The organism is Arenibacter echinorum, from assembly GCF_003259375.1.
GTDB classification, from domain to species: domain Bacteria; phylum Bacteroidota; class Bacteroidia; order Flavobacteriales; family Flavobacteriaceae; genus Arenibacter; species Arenibacter echinorum.
The window spans coordinates 330,872-353,748 of the sequence record NZ_QLLN01000006.1 but is presented as its reverse complement, the minus strand read 5'-3'; the positions used below and the strand labels follow the sequence as shown (position 1 = coordinate 353,748).

The window sequence follows — 22,877 nt, the reverse complement described above, 5'->3', positions numbered from 1 at the left end:
GGTTGGAAGTAGTTTGAACTTTCAAAATAAGCCCTTTCTCTTCGAAACCTATTGGTTCAATATTATTTGTTATATCGTAGACTGAACCTAAAGGGCCATCGGCGATTGGATTGTCTTCTCAGATAGTTGATTATTGGAGCTATTTTGCTTAAAATCATTATCCTAACACGGATGGTTGCTTAAGATTGTATAACTCAATAATCGCCGAAGAGGAGATTCCTTTTGTCTCGATCTACTGTTAATAAAAATCTAAAGTTTTCTAAAACCATATAAATTGATTTGCTTCTGGGATATTATATGCCAAATTGGAAAATATTAATAATTATATAAAGATGAAAAGAAGAAAAATATTCAAATTGATAGGGGCGGCCCCATTGGTTGGGGGAATAGCCGTTGGTTTAGCTCCTATACAGTCGGTATTTGGGGCTCCAACACCAGTATTAGCGCCTAAACGCGATTTAATCAAAGAACTTAACTTACGTACTTTTATTAATGCAGCCGGGACCTACACCACAATGACAGCATCGTTGATGCAAGAAGAGGTCATGGAGGCTATTAATGCTTCTTCAAAGGAATTTATTATGTTGAATGAAGTTCAAGATAAGGTTGGGGTACAAATTGCCAAAATGGTTCATGCAGAGTCAGCAATGGTGACTTCTGGTGCCTTTTCAGCGTTGACCCTCGGGATGGCTGGGATTCTAACCGGTATGGATCGGGATAAAGTGAAACGTCTGCCCCATCGTCTTGAGGAAGCTGGGATAAAATCAGAAGTAATTATTCAGAAAGCTCACTTTGATGGTTATGAACATGCTCTTTCCAATACAGGGATTACCTTGGTTCCTGTAGAAACAACAGATGACATAAATAGAGTTGTGAACGAAAGAACTGCTTCCATGCATTTTTTAAACTGTAATACCCATGAAGGGAAGATTAAGCATGAAGAATGGATAAAAATGGCTAGGAAATATAATCTACCTGCGACTATAGATATAGCTGCTGATGTGCCACCGGTGTCGAATCTCTGGAGATTTAATGATATGGGATTCAGTTTTGTGGCATTATCAGGAGGTAAAGCAATTCGAGGTCCGCAAAGTGCTGGTATTTTAATGGGTAATAAAAGTGTTATTGATGCGGCAAAATTAAATAACTCCCCTAATGGAAGTACTATAGGCAGGGGAATGAAAGTAAATAAAGAAGAAATGCTTGGGATGTATGCCGCATTGGATAATTATATAAATCAAGATCATGAAAAAGAGTGGAAGATGTGGGAAGACCGTGTTGAAGTCATTTCCAAAGCTATCTCTAAAATAGAAGGAATTAAAGTATCGGTAACAGTCCCGCCAATTGCGAATCACAGTCCTAAGATTAATATATCCTGGGATAAGAATATTATAAAATTGACTCGTATGCAACTTGGTGAAAAAATGCGTTTTGGGAACCCTTCTATTGAAATTATTTCATGGGGTAACGATGAAAATAGTATAGATCTTACTGTTTTTATGTTAAAGCCCGGGCAAGAGAAAATAGTAGCCAGAAGACTCTATGAAGAATTGTCGAATGCGACTTTTGGTTAGTAATCGATCTTTGGGCAGCAAATTCAAAATTAAATGCAATTATTTACAAGTCCATTGAAAATTAAAAGTACTAATACTGGGCCTTCGAGATAAACTCAAATAATGTTTGGTGGGCTGGTAATGCCAATTGGTTTCATGTACACTTTAGAATAATTGTAATAGTGAATCCTTTTCATTCGGCACCTAGTAATGAACGGATTTCAAATGATAAAAAACAAGAATTAATAAAAACCTTATACCTGAATTAAATATGAAAATCTATAACTATAAATTTTTAATTGGCTTTGTAATTGTATTATCTGTATCAAATCTAGCCAGTAGTCAAGAATTTGATCTTCTTATTAAAGGAGGTCATGTAATTGACACAAAGAATGGTATTGACAAGGTCATTGATGTGGCCATAGCAAATGGAAGAATAGCGGAAGTTGCCACTAACATTTCGGAAAAAAAGTCCAAAACTGTTATCAATGCTAAAGATCTATTTGTGACCCCTGGTTTAATCGATATTCATAGTCATAATTTTTATGGCACTGAACCAAACGCATATTTGAGTAATGGATTTTCCGCGGTTGCCCCGGACGGGTTCAGTTTTGAAAGTGGAGTAACCACATTAGTGGATGTGGGTGGAGCAGGGTGGCGAAATTTTCAGCAATTCAAGGATCAGGTGATTGATCAGTCAAAGACCCGGGTCCTGGCGTTTTTAAATATTGTTGGTTCGGGTATGAAAGGCGGTGCCATTGAGCAGAACATAGCTGATATGGATGCAAAGCTAACTGCTATGGTAGCCAATCAATTTCCAGGAGAAGTCGTTGGGGTTAAACTGGCACATTACCATGGGTTCGATTGGACACCTACTGAGCGTGCGGTTGAAGCGGGCAGGTTGGCGGATATACCTATAATGGTGGATTTCGGCGGGAGTGAGCCAGAATTATCATTGGAAAAACTGATGTTGGAAAAATTGCGTCCTGGTGATATTTTTACCCATACCTATGGCCATGTTCAAGGTCGTACGCCAATTGTGGATGAAAGAGGAAAGGTACGAGACTACGTATTTTTAGCTCAAAAAAGAGGCGTGATTATGGATGTGGGTCACGGTGGAGGAAGCTTTTTATTCGAACAGGCCGTACCAGCGATGAAGCAAGGGCTTAGACCTAATTCTATTAGTACCGATCTCCACACCGGTAGTATGAATGGAGGAATGAAAGATATACTCAATATAATGTCGAAATTTATTAATATGAATATGCCCTTGGTAGATGTCATTGGTACAGTTACTTGGAATCCGGCACAAATCATTAAACGAACTGATTTGGGACATTTATCAGTAGGCGCTGCTGCAGATATTGCAATTTTGAATATGCGAAAGGGTGATTTTGGATTTGTTGATGTTAAAGGAATGAAATTGAAAGGAGATAAAAAATTGGAATGTGAAGTTACAATAAGAGACGGTAGGATAGTATATGATTTGAATGGTTTATCTAGTGAGGAGTGGGATAAATAATTCATCGTTGTGAATTGAGCAAAAACTAAAACTATAAATCATGAAGCGTAGAGATATAATTAAGCAATTGGGCGTTGTTCCCATTGCGGGGAGTTTAATGGCCAGTGAAACCATGTTTGGGAATGTAATGAGCACAGCCGCCCCGATGGTTGCCAAGCCCTTCACAGCTGAACAGAATATATATGAATCTATTGGTGTAGATACCATTATAAATTGCCGAGGTACCTTTACCATTCTAGGTGGATCTACCGAACGTCCGGAAGTATTGGAGGCCATGGAAGCCGCAACAGGCTATTTTGTCCAGTATGATGAATTGGCCTTTGCAATAGGTCGGCGCTTGGCGGAGTTGACCAAGGCCAACTGGGGAATGGTATCGGCGGGTTGTGCCGCCGGCATGAAACATGTTACGGCCGCTTGTGTAACCGGGGGAAATCCAGAGAAGCTAATTAGAATACCCAATTTGGAGGGCTTCGAAAAAAATGAGGTTATAATTCCACGTAGTTCTAGAAATGTTTATGACCAGGCCATTCGAAATATAGGGGTCAAGTTAATCATGGTAGATACGCCAGACGAGTTGGAAAAAGCTATAAATTCCAGAACTGCCATGATCTATATAATGACCGGAAGGGATAATGAAACAGGTAAACCACTATCCTTGGAGGTTATTAGCAAGATTGCCAAACCAAAGAATATCCCTATTTTGGCTGATGCCGCTGCCGAGAATTTGAGTATTCCCTGTGTGCATCTGGAGAGGGGTGCTACGGTAGTTGCTTACAGTGGGGGTAAAGCCATGTGCGGACCTCAATGTGCTGGACTTTTGTTGGGAGATAAAAATTTATTGATGGCTGCTTGGCAAGCCAGTTCGCCCCACCACGGTCCGGGAAGGGACAACAAGGTTGGGAAAGAGGAAATGTTGGGGATGTTGGCTGCAGTAGAGGCTTGGACTACCAGGGACCATGATAAGGAGTGGGACACCTGGCTGGCCTGGTTGGAGAAAATTTCATCGAAAATCACCAAAATAAAGGGTATAAGCTCAGAAGTTCAGCTACCGACGAGTTTAGACAATAGGGCTCCCAGATTACTTCTAAAATGGGATCCGGAAAGCTTGCATATTACTGGGGAGGAAATAGCAGAAGAGGTGGCCTGCAATACACCTAGAATAGCTATTGGAGGAAATACGTCCGACGACGGGACAACAATGATTTCCATTACTCCCAGTCAAATGAGACCTGGAAATGCCAAGGTGGTGGCCAACCGACTTCATGAAATATTATCTGCAAAACGGGAACCCCGTTCGGAGGATATGGTTAAGGCGAATGCTGACCTTGCAGGCCATTGGGATGTAGAAATGGAGTTTTTCACTAGTAAGAGCAGCCATAAATTCTTCTTGGAACAAGAAGGAAATTGGATTAAAGGTACACATACCAGCGACTATTCTATGCAAGAAATGGCGGGAATGATCGAAGGTGATGAGGTAAAACTTAAAAGTCATTTTAGTGTCCCTGGAAACTCCATCAATTATTGGTTTTCGGGAAAGGTGGCGAACGGAATCCTAAGTGGTTCCGTGTTTTTGGGCGAATACCTTACGGCCAAATTTACCGCTAATCGAGTGACCTATCAATCGGGTAATAAAAGGATTTCGATACCAGCAGGGGCGCCGTTGGCAACATAGATTAGAATTTAAGCCGAATTTTAAATTTTGTAAAACAAATGAAAAAAATGAATATAATCTTTGCTTTGCTAGTTATCCTATCCTTTGCTGTAAAGGGACAGGAAATTGATATTCTAATTATAAATGGTCATGTATTTGATCCTAAAAATCAAATAGATAAACCTATGGATATAGCCATAGCCGATGGTAAAATAATTAGAGTGGCACAGCATTTAAAGACAGAAAAAGCTAAACAAATTATTGATGCAACGGGTCTCTATGTAAGCCCTGGCCTTATCGATATACATACTCATGTTTTTGTGGGGCCAAAACCTGGTAAGTTTGCGGATGGGATCAATAGTATATCCCCGGATGACTTTAGTTTCAAATCTGGGGTAACAACAGTTGTGGATGCAGGCACTTCTGGTTGGCAAAATTTTCCACAATTTAAAAGACAGGTAATCGACGTATCCAAAACAAGAATCCTTGTTTTTTTAAATATTGCCGCTCATGGCATAAGCGGGACAGAAGTCTCTTTAACTCAAATTGAGGATGCTAAGCATGATCTTGATGAAATGGATGCCATCAAAACCATGGAGATAATTAAGGCATACTCAGATATTATAGTTGGAGTAAAGATAGGTCATTATGATGGGGAAAGTTGGTTGCCCTTCGAAAGGGCTTTAGAAGCTGCTTCAAAAACTGACAGGCCCTTATTCGTGGAATGCCACCTTCCACAATATTCTTTGAAAGAACAACTCGAGCGTATGCGACCAGGAGATATCATTACCCATTCATATGAGAATATTGTTGAACGCATGCCGGTGGTGGATGATAATGGAAAATTAAGACCTTTCGTATTGAAAGCCAAAGACAGAGGCGTCCTTTTCGATGTGGGCCATGGTGGAGCTGGTTTCTGGTTCGACCAAGCGTTACCCTCATTTGAACAGGGTCTGTGGCCCAATTCATTCGGTACTGATTTCCACAGATTTAGTATGAACGCGGGGATGAAGGACATGCTGAATTTAATGTCTAAGTACCTTAATATGGGTATGCCTTTGAATGAAGTGTTACTCAGGGGAAGTTGGTACCCTGCAAAGGCCATAAAACGTGAAGATCTGGGTAATTTGGACATAGGGGCAGTGGCGGACATTGCTATATTAGGAGTGAGGGCGGGTAGTTTTGGTTTTGTGGATGCCGCTGGCAACAGAATCAAAGGAAAACAGAAATTAGAGGCTGAACTTACTATAAAGGGGGGTAAGGTACTTTGGGATTTGAATGGCCTTGCAGCGAACGACTTTCAAAAATAAGTAGCATGAAATCCCGAAAAAGTATGATTTATAGTAAGGGATAATTGCAAAATAATGCATCATAAATAAGGCTATAAACAGGATAGAAAGTTATGAACGTAGTAATGGAGCACCATTTGCTGAAATAAAATTTTATAATTCATACACCCTAAATAACCTATGAAGCGACTTTATATATTTTATGACCTCAGATTAAATTTTTACAGCTTATTATAATTAAAACTTTTTTGTATTAAATCTTAAATTTTATAACCATGGAAAACAAAACAACTAGAAGGGCATCTTTTAAAAAATTAGGAATGGGATTGGCGGCCATGTTTGGCCTGGGTGCCGCAGCCAAGGCAATGGACGGAGGTTCAAAACCAAAAAAAGAAGTCGTAGGTGACATCGTCATGGATCAGGATATTCCATTATTTTCAGGAGGCGTAAAACACGGGAATACTCTTTATATTGCAGGGAAGGGCGCGCATGTGGAACCTTATGAGATCAAGGCACATACCGAAATTGTACTGCAAGAGCTGGAAAAGGAGCTAAAAAAACATGGTTCTTCCATGGAAAAGGTACTCAAGGTAAATGTATATTTGGCCGATTTGGCGGATTACAAGGGAATGAACGAAGTGTTTAGGGGTCGTTTTGGACCAAACCCTCCGGTAAGGACTACTGTTGCTACTTATGGTGGCGTTCCCGGGAATTCCTTAGTGGAAATGGACTGTATAGCCGCGTTGGACTAGTAAACCGATCAACATCTTATAAACCTTTTTGCACAATGAAGTTCAATATAATTGTACTATTCCTTTTCTCATTTTTACTCACTTTTAATGTATTGGGACAGACCATTCCCAAGGAGGAACTTATTTTTTTGACCTCCGAATGGAAAGGGGAACGGTTTAACGATGGGCGTCCAAAAATTCCGGACGATCTTTTGGAACGGGCAAAAAAAATTGGTATCGATGATGCATGGACCGTCCTGGAAAACGAAGGATATAAAAATCAGTTCGAGGGCAATTGGAAAATGGTACACGATGAGGTTCCTGTTGTGGGTAGGGCACTTACGGCATTGTTCATGCCGAGCCGCCCCGATGTGGAGAAGAGCGTTAAGGAAAGGGGAATAAATTCGCAGGGTAGGAAGGGAAATACCAATTCATGGCCCATTGAGGTACTCACTAAAGGCGACGTTTATGTTGCGGATAGTTTTGGCAAGATCGATACGGGCACCCTTATGGGAGCTACCCTCGCAACTTCCATTTACAGCAAGTCCGGCAACGGAGTGGTTTTTAATGGCAGTGCAAGGGATCTGGAGAGTATAAGCCAGATAGAAGGATTCAATGCCTTTGTAAGGGATTTTCACCCATCCTTTTTGGAGGAAGAAGTACTTATGGGACTCAACACCCCAATACGGATAGGCCAGGTAATGGTATTGCCCGGAGATCTTGTCCTTGCCAAAAGGGAAGGTGTACTTTTTATTCCTGCGCATTTGGCCGAACAGGTAGTAGGCACTGCGGAGTTTGTAGCTCTTAAGGACCAGTTTGGTTTTGAGATGGTAAAGACCAAAAAATATTCTACAGGAGAGATAGATAGTGATTGGAACGAAAAGCTAAAAGCGGAATTTTTTGAATGGCTGGACAAACATCCGGAATTGGTAAAAATGTCCAAGGAGACTTTGAATAAGATTTTAAGTAAAAGGACATGGTAATCGGACTACAGGAATTAATGAAAGTCAAGGATCAAAAAGAAGATCACAAAATAAAAAGCAGCTGGATCATTGTTTTTTTCGCCCTGTTCATATTGATGGGGTGTAAGCAAAATACAGATCACACGAAGTCTGAAACTTCTACTAGTACTACCATGGAAGGGCAAGATCTGCCCACTATTGATGAAGTTCAAAAGGCTGTGACAGCTTTTAATAAAGTCATGGTAAATCCGACCGCGGAACTCATGGAAACGTTGTGCTCTGAGGAACTTACCTATGGTCATTCGAGCGGACTTATTCAGAACAAAGACGCGTTTATAGATGATTTAGTGAACGGCCCGTTCGATTTTTTGTCTTTGGAAGCTGCTGACCAGACCATCCATATTTCTGGGAATACAGCAATTGTTAGACATATTTTTTTGGCCAAAGGCACCAATGCCGGGGAACCTGTGGATGTTCGTATCGGCAATATGCAGGTCTATCAAAAAGGGAAGGACGGCAAACTTCGGCTTTTGGCCAGACAGGCTTATAAATTGCCCAGCTAGAACCACAATAACCTAAACCAAACTATTTTGAAAAAATTGAATATTTATTCCATTTGTCTTGGCATGGCCGCCATATTTCTGTTGGCAATTTTGGGCATGATCTTTACCTATAATATTGAACATGCCGGGCTATTGATAATGGCCTTTTTTGCACTTCTGGCCTTTGGCTTCAGTGGATATAAGTCCCTGAACAGTTATGTATTTACAGCCTCCATATTTGCCGGAGTAGCCCTGGCGCTATATTACCCCCAATACTTTTTGCAGATAGGCGATTTTAAGCTTACCGCACTGATCATACCCTTGATCCAACTCATTATGTTCGGTATGGGAACCTCAATGAAACTTGGCGATTTTGCAGAAGTTATCAAGTCGCCCAAAGGGGTAATGGTCGGGGTCACGGCACAGTTGGGTATTATGCCCATCATGGGTTTTGTCCTGGCAAAATATAGCAATTTTCCACCGGAAATCGCGGCAGGGATCGTTCTGATCGGCTGTTCCCCTAGTGGGGTGGCATCCAATGTAATGGCATATTTGGCGAAGGCCAATTTGGCACTATCCATTACAATTACCTCTGTGTCTACTTTACTGGCTCCCTTTATAACACCACTTCTTATGAAGTTCTTGGCTGGCGAATTTATAGAAATAGATGTGCTGGATATGATGTGGAGTATTGTAAAGATGATTATTTTACCCCTTGGTGTTGGTCTGTTGTTTAACCGTTTGCGGGGAGATAAGGCTAAATGGATGGACAAGGCACTACCTGTAATTTCCATGCTGGGTATTGGATTGATTATTGTTGTAATAACGGCAGCGGGAAGGGACAGTCTTTTGGATATAGGGGGAATCTTAATGTTATTGGTGCTTATCCACAACTTATTTGGGTACATGCTAGGGTATTGGTATGCTCGACTATTGAAGTTGAATGAGCAGGATTCACGTACGATTGCACTGGAAGTTGGGATGCAAAATGGGGGCCTTGCCTCAGGGATAGCCAATTCTTTGGGTAAGATAGCGACCATGGGACTGGCCCCAGCGGTATTCGGGCCACTGATGAACATAACGGGATCCATATTGGCATCCTATTGGCACAAAAAAGAACCTAAGCATTCAGAGGTTTATTGAGTTAGACATTACATTGAAAGAAATACAATAATTTAAGTTGAGTTGAGTTTAGTTGAAAAGGGAACAATGGGAAACCATTGTTCTTTTTTTGTTCTCGAAATTTGGAGTATAACTTTGAAATGTCAACCAAAGTCGAACCACATTGTTACCGCATTAGAAGCATAATTAAACAAATTATAATATGTTTATAATCAATTATTTAATAGGTTTTGGTTGCATGTACATGGTAAAATAAGCACTCACACCCACCATTTTTAACCATAGGTCAACCACAGGCTAACCATGTCTAAATTATAATATTAACCCTAGGATAGCCAAAGAATGACCAATGGAAAATTGTATACAGATCATTAAACTCCATTTAGGTGTAAATCGAGATAAAAAGAAATGCCGAAAGTATAAGGAAATTGGCAATTGGTAATAAAAATGCAATTGCGATTGGATTGTCTTTAAACCCCACCATTAGTTTCAGAACCAAAAATAATAACAATAGCATTTTGTATTTTTTCCAAGTTTTTACCTGAGAATAAGAAAGTCTTGGTTATTTGATTCCCCGCGGTCTTTATGACTATTACCTACCTAAAAACGATAGGTGTAAACTGCCTTCATCGCTGCTCCCTGTTGTGTTGTAAAAAGTCTTCTGTTCAATATTGGGTCGTTTAGCCAATTGTGGTTATACACAAAAAAAATGTCGGTACCAGGGGTAATTATCCATCTAAAACGGGTGTTGGTCCCCAGAACATCGCTTATATCATCAAATTGGATGTTAGACGAAAGTGAAATATCGGGAGTAAAATCAAGGCCAAGATCTATCTGGAATAAATTGGTACTAAATCCACTGTTTTCAGCACTTACTTGGGTATGCGTGTACCCACTGCTTAGATTAATACCAAGTGCTGGGCGAATGGTTAGACCCATAACCAGACTTGTAATATTTCCGGTCCAAAATCCTCCAGCTTCATAACCAATTGATCCAGATACCTTACGAAAGGAGGCAGAAGATGCTTGTATTTCGTAACCCCAATTCACATATTCCCCTGGAGCTACAATAACTGTACTGTCCCCAAGTATATCAAATTCTTCATTAAGAAATTCAAAGTTCCTAGAGACTTCAACACCTAAATTATCACCAGATTCAAAACGGATGGTTCCCAAGTTAAACCGGAGATTTTCGGTAAGAAGTTTATTTTCCAATGAAGTGAGATATTCATAGTAAATGCCCCATTCTATTTCTCTTATAAAGGAGCTCTTTTCAAATAGAGGAGCATAGTTAATTGCCGGTTGCAACCTTTTAAAACCGTTACGTTGGTTAAACCCGATCGCTGGATCATACTCATCTCCAAATTCCCTGTACGAAACCCAAGCAGACCAGGGTTGGTTGGGAAAATTAAAACGAAACCCGCGGACTGATCTATCGGATATGGAGGTAGAATTATCAAAGGGTGAAGCGGGGTTGTGCGCAACAAAAAAAGCTGAGAACTGTAGTGTATTATCTCCTAGAAATTCTGAAGTACTTAAGTTTAGATCGGTACCCCATGTTTTTCTATCTTGAATTGGGTTACCAAATAAAATATCGTCTTCAGTGCTTCTATGGGTGTATATTAGGCCGATAGAACTCTCCTTCCAGAAATTTCTTGTATATCTGGCCACTGAAAAATTTTCTGGATTCAGCTCTCCTTCTCTTCCTGTACGTACGTGTAATAGTGCAATGTTGCTCTTACCTATATTTCCTATAAGACGACCTCCATACTTAATAGGGATAGGTAACCCTTTCACCAGTCCGATTCTGCGACTAAAATAAGGGTCTACATTACTTGAAGGTGCAAATTGCAAAATTGAGGACCCCTCTAGGAAAAAATCTCTTTTCTCTGGGAAACGCAAAGGAAAACGAGTAAGATTTATTTGTCGATTGTCCACCTCGGTCTGGGCAAAATCAGTATTGTAGGTAATAGAAGCTTTCAACTGGGATGTAATATTGTAATTAATATCAAATCCAAGGTCGGCAGAAGAAGTACTGCTGTACCCGTCCTTCCCCTCATTATATTCTTTGCTGTACTGGGTAATGCCATAAGGGACAATTTCTAAGCCTAATCCCTGCGAATGTCCAACAAGCCCCGTAAGAATACCGGCATTCTGCGGTCGTAACAATCCCTGATTTCGGCGATGGCCTGTCCATAATTGTTCTTCGTTTTTACGGCGTATGGTCCTTTGAAAATTAATTCCCCAAATATCGCTTTTAGGATCAAAGTTTATGCTGCGAAAGGGGATTTTGATTTCGGCAGACCAACCAAAATCGCCTATATAGGTCCATGCATTCCAAATACCATCCCAATCTTTGTTCAACGTTTGACCCTGGCCAGAAGAAATGAGACCATCCCCCCGTAATCCCAAGGGATTTATTTCGAAAAAATAGGCACTTCGCTTGTCCATAAATGTATCAAAAATCCATCTAAAACGATCATCTGTCTCTAGGGGTGCGTCCCTTTTCTTTTGAAAAGTCTTTATATCTGACGGACTACTATCATAACAAACCACTGCGATATAGATATTTTGGCTATCGAAGGCAATTCGTACTTCAGTTTGCTCTGTTGGTTCAGCCCCTTCTTTTGGTTCTTGCATTAAGAAATTGCCATTGCCCGGAATAGTAGTCCAAAATTCTTCATCCACAATCCCGTCCATACGAAGCTCTATGCCATTAAGTGAATACCCATTTATTTCCTTTACATCATTTTCATTATCCATGTCCTGACCAAATCCTAGAACAGGTATAAGGTATATGGGTATCTGATAAATGGCATTTATCATAATTTTCGTAAAGTGATTCTGGAAATTCATGTGTTTTGTATCACATTTATTTTATCTATAATGTCCTTCCTTATTTTCATTATGAATCCATTTTCCCTTTATGTCCGAAAGAATCATAATGATTGTGCCTTTGTGGGTATATCTCCTAAAAGTACATAGTGCCTTAGTTTAATCATTCCCAACTTGTGTGACTATTGCATAAGTTAGTAAAAAATCAGGTCACGGCCATTATCAGGGGGAGGAGGTCACTTTAATGAAGATTCTAGAAAAAACAGTTCTAATCAAGGGCAGATTAAAATCATCGATGATAAACCACTTACCAGATATTGTATTTAAACTTGTAAAGCAAAAGGTTACATTACCTTTTTGGCTAAATATTTTTGGACTTCGTATACGTCTATGCTTTTATTGAATTTCTTACTTACACTGGGTGTGTCCTCACCGGAAATCCAAATCTTTAGCTCTGCGTCCAAATCAAAGGTTCCTGATGTTTCCAGGGAGAAGCGGGAGATGTTTTTATATGGCAAAGATTTGTACTCTATTTTGCTTCCCGTAAGGCCTTGAATATCCACTAAAATTAACCTTTTATTAGTGAACATAAATACATCCCTGAACAAGGTAAATCCGAGTTCGATTTGTTCATCATCGATAAGTAATCTAGCATACTTCTGATTAAGTTTTTCTGACGATACCTCACTCGCGTTTCCTAATATTTTATTTAATAGACCCATATACTATTCTCCAAATCTAGATTTATTGAGTTCCCTAATAAATTACACTACTATAATCAAAGAAACTTGGCATTAAATGTGTCTCCTTGAGAAATATCCCCTGTTTCAAACCCCTTTTTAAACCATCTAATTCGCTGTTCCGATGTACCGTGCGTAAATGAGTCAGGTACTACCTTTCCAGTTGATTGACGCTGTAACCTATCATCGCCGATGGCATTGGCGGCATTAAGGGCCTCCTCTAGATCCCCTTCCTACATCATTTGTGTCATGCGTTGGGAACGGTTTGCCCAAACACCTGCTAAAAAATCTGCTTGTAACTCCAATCGCACCGAAACCTTATTGAATTCAGTCTCACTTAATTGTCCCTTCAGGCGATTTACCTTGTCCATTGTACCCATTAGTTTTTGAACATTATGACCTACCTCATGGGCTATGACATAGGCTTGTGCAAAGTCACCTGGAGCATTCATTTGGCGTTCCATATCCTCAAAAAAACTAAGATCCAGATATAATTTTTGATCACCAGGGCAATAAAAAGGACCAGTAGCACTTGACGCAGAACCGCAGGCAGATGTAACGTAACCTGAAAAAAGCACTAAGGTCGGTTCTTGATAGTTATCTAAAATAGTATTCCACACATCTTCAGTGCTGGCCAAAATAGTAGCGCTGAATTCCGCCTGTATATTTTCCTCTGCCGTGCCTTGATAGGATTCTGTAGAGGCCGGCTGACTGTTGCCCCCTAGAAATATATTACCAAGGAAACTTATAGGATTATTACCGGTAATAAAAGAAAATACCAATAATACTGCAACTATAATTAAACCAGTTTTTGAAAAAAGAAGTTTAATTAATGGCCCTAGTAACATAGGATTAAATCCACCTATTCCTCTGCTTGAACCAGATCCACCTCTTTTGTCTTCTACATTTGAACTTTGACGCCTACCTTTCCATTTCATATTGAAAATTATTACCAGAAATCTCTAAATTGCTGCCTCTCCAATGTGAAATGTTTTGAAAATCAAATCGTTCGAAAATCGCAGCGAAATAAAGTTACAAAATAAGTCAATTTATAGATACTCAAATGATAATATAACTAACTCATTAATAAAAATAGGGTTAGTGTTAAATATTAGGTACATATGAGGGTCGAAAATTTCCCTGTTCTAAATAATTAGATTATAATGGTTAGAGGTACAAAATATTGCAAAAAATGACTAAAAAAAGGAAAGTATCGAAAAAGTTGGAATTAATAAACCCAGTATTTACTGGGTTTTATTGTGTTTTAATTTATGATATTTTGTAATGTTACTTTCCGATACAAAAGTTGGCAAATATATTCCCCAACAGCTCATCATTGGTCACTTGCCCGGTAATTTCTCCTAAATGGTAAAGGGCTTCCTTAACATCTATGGCCAGCAAGTCACTGGGAGTGTCCTCCTCCATACCAAATTGTACTTTTTCTATTTCTTCCAAGGCCTTTAAAAGGGAACTGTAATGCCTCGTATTGGTTACAATGGTTTCACTATTCCGCAGGGCTCCCGTATTGACAAAATCCAATAAGCGCGACTTCAACGTTTCAACACCTTGTCCAGATTTGGCAGACAGCAAGTGCAGTCCTGAAATTTTGGATTGTAGATTCTTAATTTGTTCCTTATCCAACCTGTCCACCTTGTTGGCAATTACCAACAAAGGTTTTTGGGGGTATTTAGTCCTTATTTTTTCCAGTTCCTTTATGCTGTTCTTTAACTTATCTGCATGGGTAGCCATTTGCCAAGCATCTACCAATAGCACCACCACCTGGGCCTGTTCTATTTTCTCAAAAGTCTTTTTTATCCCTATACTTTCCACCACATCTTTGGTGTCCCTAATTCCGGCGGTGTCAATAAACCGAAATCCTATGCCGCCTATGACAATCTCGTCCTCTATGGTATCCCTGGTGGTACCGGCAATATCACTTACAATGGCCCGCTCCTCATTTAAAAGGGCATTCAGCAGGGTGGATTTGCCAACATTGGGCTCGCCAACAATGGCGATGGGAATCCCGTTCTTGATTACATTGCCTACAGCAAAGGAATCGATCAGACGTTTTAAAATACGCTGTATTTTGGTCAAAAGTTTTTTAAACTGGGTTCTATCTGCAAACTCTACGTCCTCCTCTGCAAAGTCGAGCTCCAATTCCATTAACGAGGCAAAGTTTAATAATTGGTCCCTCAATTTTTTGATCTCGTTACTGAACCCGCCACGCATTTGCTGTATGGCTATTTGGTGGCTTGCCTCGTTATCGGAAGCTATAAGATCTGCCACGGCTTCGGCCTGACTCAAGTCCATTTTACCATTTAAAAAGGCTCGTAGGGTAAATTCCCCTGCATTTGCCATGCGGCAACCATTGCGCAAAAACAACTGAATTATCTGTTGTTGAATATAGGGCGAACCATGACAGGATATCTCAACAACATCTTCACCTGTATAGGAATGGGGTCCTTTAAAAAGGGATACCAAAACTTCATCCAATACCTTGTCGTTCTCCGTAATATGCCCCAAATGTATGGTATGGCTCTTTTGTTTCCGTAAATCCTTACCTCTGATCGATGTAAAGAAAGGATTCGCCAAGGCTATGGCGTCCTTACCGGAAATACGGATTACAGCTATGGCACCGGCCCCTGAGGGCGTAGCTAAGGCAATGATGTTGTCGTTGGTAATCATTAGAATTATAATTGACCGTAAAAATACGATATAAAATTTTCAAAACGGTTTCACCATTCAATTGACAAATACAATAATCTAATTATTTGAAACGATGTACGTTAACCTTTAACACTTTGTAAAACGATTGAAAATCACTGTTACAATAATGATTTGGAACTTTCATTTGGGAGTTGCAAAGTTTAACACAATGATTTTAGTCATAATTATTGCAGGATATATTGCGTAATTTTGATAATGATCCAATACAACATAAAAGATTCCATTTAAGCCTTGGAATCTAGGTGTATCGGGACATTCAACTTAATACTACTTTATGAAAATGATTAAAATTATTACCCTATTGGCAGTGGTTTTATTCTGCCAAATCAGCTTGGCACAGGAAACTCCGGTTCCAGTTACTCCCGTGGAAAATACAGAACAGATGATGCAGGAAAAAATTCGGCAGGAAGCGAAAGAGGCCAGAGAAGCCCAAAAAAGGATTGAAAAGGCGGAAAAGGAGGCCAAGAAGGCTGAAAAAGCTCAGAAGAAGGCTGAAAAGGAACTTAAAAATCGAGAGAAACTTTCCTCCGATATAGATTCCAAGAGAAGGTCTATTGCCAAGGATGAAAAGAAAATTACAAAGATTCAGGAGAAAATGATAAAGGATGAGAAAAAAGGCAAATTGTCACCATTGGCGATAGAGAAACTGAACCAGAAAATGGATAAACTGAACAAGGGCATAGAAAAGGATAAAGAAAAATTGAGAAAACTGGAAAGTAAACAATAAGTCCTGACAGATATTCTGCCTTTCTATGTAACATATTCATGATTTGCTCGTCCTATTTATATAACAACTTGGCAATAGTAGAAATTTCGGTTCGGGGTTTCTATTTATGAGCATTAAGAAAGATAAATCATGAAGGCGGAAAACAGACAATTACTCGTGTTGACCCATTTAAGTCAATTACTGGATATAGTAACTGGATTTGGGGGATTTATAGTTCCTTTGGTCCTGTGGCTAACACAAAGGGATACCGTCATGAATATGGATGAAAATGGAAAGTCGATTATCAACTTCCAGATCAGCATGTTCCTATATATCCTAATTTGCATCCCGATGATTTTACTTCTTGGTATTGGGATATTAGGAATTATTGCGATAGCAGTGCTCTGTTTCGTCTTTCCTATTGTCAATGCCATTAAGGTATCCAACGGTGAAAAACCTCATTATCCCCTGAGCATAAAGTTTGTGTAGTTAGTAAACATGTTTGGGACAAAAAAGCCGTATTTCAAATGAGATACGGCTTTTTTTATAGTGAAAGAGTGGGGTGTATTTTGAATTCAACAATTGAGTTGAATTTTTATTTCTAACTGTTCAACATGACTGGCATTACCAACATGGTCACATTTTCGCCTTCGTCCAAACCGTCAATTGGGGTAAGGATTCCAGCCCTATTGGGAAGGCTCATTTCCAATTGCACGTCATCCGACGTAAGGTTGTTCAACATTTCCACCAGAAACCTTGAGTTAAACCCTATCTGCATATCATCACCCTGGTAAGAACAGGTCAACCTTTCCTCCGCCTTATTGCTGTAATCTATATCCTCAGCAGAGATATTAAGTTCCGCACCTGCAATTTTTAATCTTATTTGGTGTGTCGTCTTATTGGAGAATATGGAAACCCTTCTAACCGAACTTAAAAGTTGGTTTCGGGCTATGGATAGTTTGTTTGGATTTTCCTTAGGAATAACCGCTTCGTAATTCGGGTATTTACCATCGATCAATCTACAGATCAGGATGGTATTCTCAAAACTGAATTTGGCATTGCTTTCATTGTACTCTATCAGCACTTCCGTTTCGCTGCCCGATAAAATCCCCTTTAATAAATTAAGCGGTTTTTTGGGCATTATAAATTCGGCCACTTTGGAAGCCTTAACATCTGTACGTTGATATTTTACCAATTTATGGGCATCGGTAGCGACGAAGGTTAAACTTTCAGGGGAAAATTGAAAAAAGACTCCGCTCATGACAGGTCTCAGATCATCATTTCCGGCAGCAAAAATTGTTTTGTTGATGGCTGTTGCCAATATATCTCCTAGTACTGTTGTAGAAGATGGGTTTGATAATTCAACCGATTTTGGAAATTCTGCACCGTCCGCGTATGCCAAGGCATATTTACCGTGGTTAGAGCTGATTTCCACTGTATTGTTATCCTCAACAACAAAAGTCAAGGGCTGTTCTGGAAAGGTTTTTAAGATTTCCAACAACAGTTTTGCTGGAACCGCAATGGTTCCCTCATTGTCCGAATCTACTTCCAATACAGAGCTCATTGTAGTTTCAAGATCGGAAGCCGAAACAGTGAGTTCTTTTTGATTTAAATCGAAGAGAAAATTGTCTAGAATAGGTAAGGTATTGCTGTTATTGATAACCCCACCTAAAACTTGGAGTTGTTTTAGTAAATAAGTGCTAGATACTATAAATTTCATTAGTTTATTTTTTTTTAAGGAATCTACATTATTGTACAACCTAAAACAGTGTTCGAATATCTGTTTGAATCCGTAATATTCCTTGAATCACGGTCAAAACAAAGATATTTTAAATGTCCTTTTTAAGGAAACAAACTTATCAACACTTATACCCCATATTTTTTCTTTCGAATAGTGTGAATCAGGAACCCAAAAATAAAGGTCAAACACAGGGGTAGGCCAATATTAATCAACTGCCATTTGGTTTTTTGGTCATTAATTTTTTCCTCATCCAAGAAAGGGATAGTTACTTTCTTGTTCCGAATGTTTATAAGTCCGGTATCGTCCAAGAGGTAATTAAGGCAATTTATGAGAAATTCTTTGTTGCCAAAAAAGTTGTTTGTCCATTTATCATAACCCAATTCCAAAGGTCGGCCATTTCGGACCTGGTTTCTTATAAGATCACCGTCCGGAAGCACTATCATTTTGTTTTCAGGGCCTTGATCCACTATTTTATCCAGCTTTAGCGGATTTACACGGTTCAGGAAAGTAGATTTGAAGGCACCTTCGACCAATACCCCCAATATCTTATTTCCATCATTATATAAGTCCTTATCCGGTGGCGTATTTATAATATCCAATTGAATTGGTTTTGGGACTCCCTCGGTTTTGGATAGTGGAGAGCTACTGAGTAGGATCTGTTTGTTGTAATCACTGGCCAGGGTATCCAAACTACCTGTGAACTGGAACCTTACCGCTTCCAAATTGTTGTTTATGGGATGGTCGTTTTTGGAAAAGACCATTGGGTTGTAATACCAGGGAACGGGGTTGTATTGGGAACTGTTTCCCTCTCCGGACGCCAAAACTATTTGGGTAAAATAAAGGTCGTTGACAAGATCAGTATTTAATCGAATCCCATATTTAAAGAAGAAATCGTTTAGGTTAAGATTTCGTGGTAGAGCCATGGCGGTACCTTCTTCGTTGAAGAGGCTATCCAGTTCCATAGCTACCTGATCTATGAGCCAAAGCGATTTGCCTCCCCCGGTAATATATTGATCCAGAATAAATTTCTCTTCATCGGTAAAGGCCTCTGTAGGCTTTGCAATGATGGCAAGATCAAAGCTTTTTAGTTGTTCCAATACCTTTTCTGGATTGGTTGCCACCGAGTCCAAGGTAATGGCGCCAATGTTGTAATAATCCTTTATGGTGGTCAGATAATCTGCCATGAAAATATCGCCCAACTCTCCATTGCCCTTAATGATGGCAATTTTTTTCTTTTCCTTGATGTTCAACTTTGTAAAGGCATCTGCAAAGGCATATTCCAAATGTTGAACGGAATTGTTTACCCGCTCTTCCGTGGTGGCACCAAGTTTATTTTTTAACAAGGGTACTTTTACCGTGCTGTTGTTATAATTGATCATGGCCCAGGGAAAGATAATCTCTTGGGAGACTTTTCCATTCTGTTCAACGGTAACGTTGGTGGGGGTAAGGCCCAATGCCTGTAAATCTGTGATAACGCCATCAATTTGAGAGGCACCTTCAAGCGGATTTACGAAATTGAACTTTATATTCTTATTTTCCGACGCAAATTCCTCTAATAGCTGCCTGGTTTCCACTTTCAATTTTATAAATTCGGGAGGAAGATTTCCATCTAACAGAATATCGATTATTACCGGGGATCTAAAGTCCCCAACAGAATTTAATGCCGCCTTGGAAAGGGTATATCTATTGTCTTCTGTAAGATCTATTCTTGAGTAGAAAAAACTGGCCAGAATATTTACGACCAGCAATAGTACAACAGCCTTAATAATAGATAACAAACCTTTCTTCATTATCTATTTTGGTTTTTTAGTTGATTAACGGTCAGGAAGAGAAAGAATAGGGTAAGACTTGTGAAATAAATAATATCCCTTGTATCCAATACGCCCCTGGCTATACTTTCAAAATGAGCCTTCATTCCAATTTGTTCCACAAAAAGTATCATGGGACCGTTGGGCAAAATTGTGGCCAGACTTTCAAAACCGTACAGCATAATAAAGCACAGCACCATACCAATTATAAAGGCCACTATTTGGTTTTCGGATAGGGTAGAGGCAAATAATCCAATAGTGGTATAACTTGCAATTAAAAATAAAAGTCCAAAATAAGATCCCAACACCATACCCATATCCAAATTGCCTATGGTGACACCCAATTGGGAAATGGTATACACGTATAGAAGTGTAGGCAATATCGCAATCAAGGCCAGACAAAAGGTACCCAAAAACTTTCCTATAACCGTTTCCCATAAGGAGATAGGTTTTATAAAAAGAAGCTCCAAAGTGCCTAGTTTTTTTTCCTCCGAAAAACTTTTCATAGTAATGGCGGGGATAAGAAAAAGAAAGACCCAAGGGGAAAGGAGAAAGAAATTGCCCAGATCGGCAAAGCCGTATTCAAAAATATTAAAAGGTCCCTTAAATACCCAAAGAAATAACCCGTTGAGCACTAAAAATAATCCTATGACCAGATAACCTATGGGTGAGGTAAAAAATGATTGTATTTCTCTTTTAAATATGGCAATCATGTATGTTTAGTTAATCGTTTCCTTCTTTATTAGGCTCCAAGCTTCTGGTTTGTCCTCGAATAATTGTTTGGTCTTCCCCCAGACGCTTTTGAAAAATTCCGAATTTTTATAGTTTTCCAAATCGGTAGCGCTATTCCAATAACTGTATGTGAAAAATATATTATTATCTTCCTTGCTCTGCAACAGTTCTAAAAAGGTGCAGCCCTCCGCCTGTCGGATTTTCTTTTTATTGTTTTCAAAGATGGCCTCAAAACTAGCAATATTTTCCTTTTTGAAGGTTAATTTTACAATTCTTACCAACATTTGTTCATTGTATTTAAGTAAAATTAATAATTACAGTATCCCTATAATCAAGACCCAATAGGGTAGAGGCCCCACCCACGGTATTTAGGTCGCTCTTGTAAATCGCGATTTCTACATAACCTGAAGAGTTGAATAGAGCCAGTAATTCCCCTGGGGATTTACGCTGACTTTTGTCCAAACTGTAATTTATGATGTCACTGTATTTTTTGTGGATCTCCTTTATTTTTTTATTACGGGCTTGTAGTTCAAAAGGTCTGCCCTTGCCTATGGATTTGAAGGTACTTTGTTGAATGTTGGTTACCACATTGCCGTAGTTATCTATATAAATGACACTTCCGGATATCGTCTTGCCGTCATCGGAAATTCTTGGGTTGAACTCCCTAAGGTCCTTAAGATCTTTAAAGGGCTTGCCTATTACTTCCAATTTTCCACCTCTAGCAATATGGCTTGCCGCTTTTACAAAAACATCCATTTCAGGAAACGAACTATCAATACTATTGGGCAATTGAATTTCTACCACTTTTTCCGGCACTATTTCAGAAATAATGAGCCCTATTACCCCATTGTTGGCCATTATAAAATAATGGTTGTCCACCAAGACCGCAATATGTTGGTTTTCTGGCGTCAATTCTGAGTCCACACCTACGATATGGATACTGCCATCAGGAAAATTTTTATAAGAATTTTTGAGGATATAGGCGCATTCCTGAATATTGAAAGGCGCAATGGAATGAGAAATATCAACAATTTTTGCATCTGACAATTCCTTGTAAATTGTCCCTTTTATGGCGCCTACAAAATGGTCTTTATGTCCAAAATCAGTAGTTAAAGTAATTATAGCCATATAGGACTGTTGATATGTTTTTGGTTTGGTAAGTTGTTTTTTTACTTAAGTTTGTTAAACAAAATTACACAAAAAATCAGCGAACCAAAATATATATTTCATATCTAATCCTTTATAACACCTCTCTTCTTTGAACGAACTTATAATAGAACTTACAGACATTAGCCCAAGGGAATTTTTTGGACAGAATAATGAAAACATAGATTTACTGAAAAAGCATTTTCCCAAGCTTAAGATTGTGGCCCGTGGAAACAAAATTAAGGTCTATGGAGACGAAGACCTATTGGACGAATTCGACAGAAGGTTCGACTTGCTCACCGCTCACTATGCCAAGTATAATAAGTTGGATGAAAACAGCATTGAGCGACTTCTGGCCAGCAATGGACAGGAAGTATTGGAGTCCTCGGAAATCAGTGGTGAGGTTCTGGTCCATGGCGTTAGTGGTAGGCTTATCAAGGCACAAACGGTAAATCAGCGAAGATTGGTGGATGCCGCTAGGAACAATGATATGGTATTTGCCGTAGGACCGGCAGGAACTGGAAAAACATATACTGGAGTGGCCTTGGCTGTAAAAGCTTTAAAGGAGAAGCAGGTAAAACGGATAATACTAACGAGGCCCGCTGTTGAGGCCGGTGAGAATTTGGGTTTTTTGCCAGGAGATCTAAAAGAAAAGCTGGATCCCTATATGCAACCATTATACGATGCCTTACGGGACATGATAGCTCCGGAAAAATTGGCCCATTATATTGAGAACGGCACCATACAGATAGCCCCTATGGCTTTTATGCGCGGTAGGACTTTGGACAATGCCTTTGTAATATTGGACGAGGCCCAGAACACTACCCATGCACAAATGAAAATGTTCCTAACAAGAATGGGAAAGAATGCTAAATTTTTAATCAATGGGGATCCTGGCCAAATTGATTTGCCAAGACGTCTGATTTCGGGATTAAAAGAGGCCTTATTGGTTCTTCAGAACATTGAGGGGATTGAAGTTATTTATTTGGACGATAAGGATGTGATACGTCATAAATTGGTTAAAAAGGTTATCGAAGCCTATAAAGGAATTGAGCATAACAATTGATAGT

General features: G+C 39.4%; 19 protein-coding genes and 1 pseudogene. 11 read left to right on the top strand and 9 right to left on the bottom strand.

Annotated elements, in window-relative coordinates:
• The first annotated feature begins 332 nt into the window (after positions 1-332).
• The 8 genes from LV92_RS17130 to LV92_RS17095 all read left to right on the top strand — a co-directional run bounded on the left by LV92_RS17130 (position 333) and on the right by LV92_RS17095 (position 9,393).
• Complete coding sequence (locus LV92_RS17130) at positions 333-1,574, top strand: selenocysteine synthase (RefSeq protein WP_111624811.1); 1,242 nt, start codon at positions 333-335, stop codon at positions 1,572-1,574.
• Positions 1,575-1,824: 250 nt separating this feature from the next.
• Complete coding sequence (locus LV92_RS17125; RefSeq protein WP_111624810.1) at positions 1,825-3,075, top strand: amidohydrolase/deacetylase family metallohydrolase; 1,251 nt, start codon at positions 1,825-1,827, stop codon at positions 3,073-3,075.
• Between the two features lie 40 nt (positions 3,076-3,115).
• Positions 3,116-4,747 carry an aminotransferase class V-fold PLP-dependent enzyme gene (locus LV92_RS17120; RefSeq protein WP_111624809.1) on the top strand — a complete coding sequence of 544 codons (1,632 nt, stop codon included), beginning with the start codon at positions 3,116-3,118 and terminating at the stop codon, positions 4,745-4,747.
• A 47-nt stretch (positions 4,748-4,794) separates the two neighbouring features.
• Complete coding sequence (locus tag LV92_RS17115) at positions 4,795-6,036, top strand: amidohydrolase/deacetylase family metallohydrolase (RefSeq protein ID WP_111624858.1); 1,242 nt, start codon at positions 4,795-4,797, stop codon at positions 6,034-6,036.
• A gap of 254 nt (positions 6,037-6,290) precedes the next feature.
• On the top strand, positions 6,291-6,767 hold the full coding sequence (locus LV92_RS17110) for a RidA family protein (RefSeq protein ID WP_111624808.1): 477 nt from the start codon (positions 6,291-6,293) through the stop codon (positions 6,765-6,767).
• Between the two features lie 35 nt (positions 6,768-6,802).
• Positions 6,803-7,729, top strand: coding sequence for an RraA family protein (locus LV92_RS17105; protein WP_111624807.1), 927 nt, complete (start codon positions 6,803-6,805; stop codon positions 7,727-7,729).
• Positions 7,723-8,271: a nuclear transport factor 2 family protein gene (locus LV92_RS17100; protein WP_111624806.1), complete on the top strand. Its 549-nt coding sequence runs from the start codon at positions 7,723-7,725 to the stop codon at positions 8,269-8,271. Before LV92_RS17105 ends, LV92_RS17100 begins: the two co-directional genes overlap by 7 nt.
• Positions 8,272-8,298: 27 nt before the next feature.
• The gene (locus tag LV92_RS17095) at positions 8,299-9,393 is read left to right on the top strand and encodes a bile acid:sodium symporter family protein (RefSeq protein WP_245946421.1); all 1,095 of its coding nucleotides are present in this window, start codon (positions 8,299-8,301) and stop codon (positions 9,391-9,393) included.
• Between the two features lie 579 nt (positions 9,394-9,972).
• On the opposite strand, the gene LV92_RS17090 is transcribed toward LV92_RS17095, so the two are convergent.
• From LV92_RS17090 to mnmE, 4 genes and pseudogenes are all read right to left on the bottom strand, one after another.
• Positions 9,973-12,228: a carbohydrate binding family 9 domain-containing protein gene (locus LV92_RS17090; protein WP_245946420.1), complete on the bottom strand. Its 2,256-nt coding sequence runs from the start codon at positions 12,226-12,228 to the stop codon at positions 9,973-9,975.
• A gap of 323 nt (positions 12,229-12,551) precedes the next feature.
• Positions 12,552-12,929, bottom strand: a complete 378-nt coding sequence (locus LV92_RS17085) for a PH domain-containing protein (RefSeq protein WP_111624804.1) — start codon at positions 12,927-12,929, stop codon at positions 12,552-12,554.
• Between the two features lie 56 nt (positions 12,930-12,985).
• Positions 12,986-13,885, bottom strand: a pseudogene (gene ypfJ / locus LV92_RS17080) (KPN_02809 family neutral zinc metallopeptidase).
• Positions 13,886-14,234: 349 nt separating this feature from the next.
• Positions 14,235-15,632: a tRNA uridine-5-carboxymethylaminomethyl(34) synthesis GTPase MnmE gene (mnmE, locus tag LV92_RS17075; protein ID WP_111624803.1), complete on the bottom strand. Its 1,398-nt coding sequence runs from the start codon at positions 15,630-15,632 to the stop codon at positions 14,235-14,237.
• Positions 15,633-15,948: 316 nt separating this feature from the next.
• Between mnmE and LV92_RS17070 the strand changes: the two genes are divergently transcribed.
• The gene (locus LV92_RS17070) at positions 15,949-16,401 is read left to right on the top strand and encodes a hypothetical protein (RefSeq protein ID WP_146613554.1); all 453 of its coding nucleotides are present in this window, start codon (positions 15,949-15,951) and stop codon (positions 16,399-16,401) included.
• Between the two features lie 129 nt (positions 16,402-16,530).
• Positions 16,531-16,869 carry a DUF4870 domain-containing protein gene (locus LV92_RS17065; RefSeq protein WP_111624801.1) on the top strand — a complete coding sequence of 113 codons (339 nt, stop codon included), beginning with the start codon at positions 16,531-16,533 and terminating at the stop codon, positions 16,867-16,869.
• A gap of 112 nt (positions 16,870-16,981) precedes the next feature.
• On the opposite strand, the gene dnaN is transcribed toward LV92_RS17065, so the two are convergent.
• The 5 genes from dnaN to LV92_RS17040 form a co-directional block, all read right to left on the bottom strand.
• The gene (gene dnaN, locus LV92_RS17060; protein ID WP_111624856.1) at positions 16,982-18,100 is read right to left on the bottom strand and encodes a DNA polymerase III subunit beta; all 1,119 of its coding nucleotides are present in this window, start codon (positions 18,098-18,100) and stop codon (positions 16,982-16,984) included.
• Between the two features lie 146 nt (positions 18,101-18,246).
• On the bottom strand, positions 18,247-19,911 hold the full coding sequence (gene gldG, locus LV92_RS17055; protein WP_111624800.1) for a gliding motility-associated ABC transporter substrate-binding protein GldG: 1,665 nt from the start codon (positions 19,909-19,911) through the stop codon (positions 18,247-18,249).
• Positions 19,911-20,642, bottom strand: coding sequence for a gliding motility-associated ABC transporter permease subunit GldF (gene gldF / locus LV92_RS17050; RefSeq protein ID WP_111624799.1), 732 nt, complete (start codon positions 20,640-20,642; stop codon positions 19,911-19,913). The genes gldG and gldF overlap by 1 nt, the downstream gene beginning before the upstream one ends.
• Before the next feature lie 6 nt (positions 20,643-20,648).
• Complete coding sequence (locus LV92_RS17045) at positions 20,649-20,945, bottom strand: putative quinol monooxygenase (protein WP_031443401.1); 297 nt, start codon at positions 20,943-20,945, stop codon at positions 20,649-20,651.
• 13 nt (positions 20,946-20,958) lie between these two features.
• Positions 20,959-21,789: an SAM hydrolase/SAM-dependent halogenase family protein gene (locus LV92_RS17040; protein WP_111624798.1), complete on the bottom strand. Its 831-nt coding sequence runs from the start codon at positions 21,787-21,789 to the stop codon at positions 20,959-20,961.
• A 130-nt stretch (positions 21,790-21,919) separates the two neighbouring features.
• On the opposite strand from LV92_RS17040, the gene LV92_RS17035 reads away from it, so the two are divergent.
• The gene (locus tag LV92_RS17035) at positions 21,920-22,873 is read left to right on the top strand and encodes a PhoH family protein (RefSeq protein ID WP_111624797.1); all 954 of its coding nucleotides are present in this window, start codon (positions 21,920-21,922) and stop codon (positions 22,871-22,873) included.
• The last annotated feature ends 4 nt before the right edge of the window (positions 22,874-22,877 follow it).

Excerpts from the sequence above, each read along its gene's own strand:
- LV92_RS17130 (WP_111624811.1), top strand. The coding sequence starts at position 333 with ATGAAAAGAAGAAAAATATTCAAATTGATAGGGGCGGCCCCATTGGTT.
- LV92_RS17125 (WP_111624810.1), top strand. The coding sequence starts at position 1,825 with ATGAAAATCTATAACTATAAATTTTTAATTGGCTTTGTAATTGTATTA.
- LV92_RS17120 (WP_111624809.1), top strand. The coding sequence starts at position 3,116 with ATGAAGCGTAGAGATATAATTAAGCAATTGGGCGTTGTTCCCATTGCG.
- LV92_RS17115 (WP_111624858.1), top strand. The coding sequence starts at position 4,795 with ATGAATATAATCTTTGCTTTGCTAGTTATCCTATCCTTTGCTGTAAAG.
- LV92_RS17110 (WP_111624808.1), top strand. The coding sequence starts at position 6,291 with ATGGAAAACAAAACAACTAGAAGGGCATCTTTTAAAAAATTAGGAATG.
- LV92_RS17105 (WP_111624807.1), top strand. The coding sequence starts at position 6,803 with ATGAAGTTCAATATAATTGTACTATTCCTTTTCTCATTTTTACTCACT.
- LV92_RS17100 (WP_111624806.1), top strand. The coding sequence starts at position 7,723 with ATGGTAATCGGACTACAGGAATTAATGAAAGTCAAGGATCAAAAAGAA.
- LV92_RS17090 (WP_245946420.1), bottom strand. The coding sequence starts at position 12,228 with ATGAATTTCCAGAATCACTTTACGAAAATTATGATAAATGCCATTTAT.
- LV92_RS17085 (WP_111624804.1), bottom strand. The coding sequence starts at position 12,929 with ATGGGTCTATTAAATAAAATATTAGGAAACGCGAGTGAGGTATCGTCA.
- mnmE (WP_111624803.1), bottom strand. The coding sequence starts at position 15,632 with ATGATTACCAACGACAACATCATTGCCTTAGCTACGCCCTCAGGGGCC.
- LV92_RS17070 (WP_146613554.1), top strand. The coding sequence starts at position 15,949 with ATGAAAATGATTAAAATTATTACCCTATTGGCAGTGGTTTTATTCTGC.
- LV92_RS17065 (WP_111624801.1), top strand. The coding sequence starts at position 16,531 with ATGAAGGCGGAAAACAGACAATTACTCGTGTTGACCCATTTAAGTCAA.
- dnaN (WP_111624856.1), bottom strand. The coding sequence starts at position 18,100 with ATGAAATTTATAGTATCTAGCACTTATTTACTAAAACAACTCCAAGTT.
- gldG (WP_111624800.1), bottom strand. The coding sequence starts at position 19,911 with ATGAAGAAAGGTTTGTTATCTATTATTAAGGCTGTTGTACTATTGCTG.
- gldF (WP_111624799.1), bottom strand. The coding sequence starts at position 20,642 with ATGATTGCCATATTTAAAAGAGAAATACAATCATTTTTTACCTCACCC.
- LV92_RS17045 (WP_031443401.1), bottom strand. The coding sequence starts at position 20,945 with ATGTTGGTAAGAATTGTAAAATTAACCTTCAAAAAGGAAAATATTGCT.
- LV92_RS17040 (WP_111624798.1), bottom strand. The coding sequence starts at position 21,789 with ATGGCTATAATTACTTTAACTACTGATTTTGGACATAAAGACCATTTT.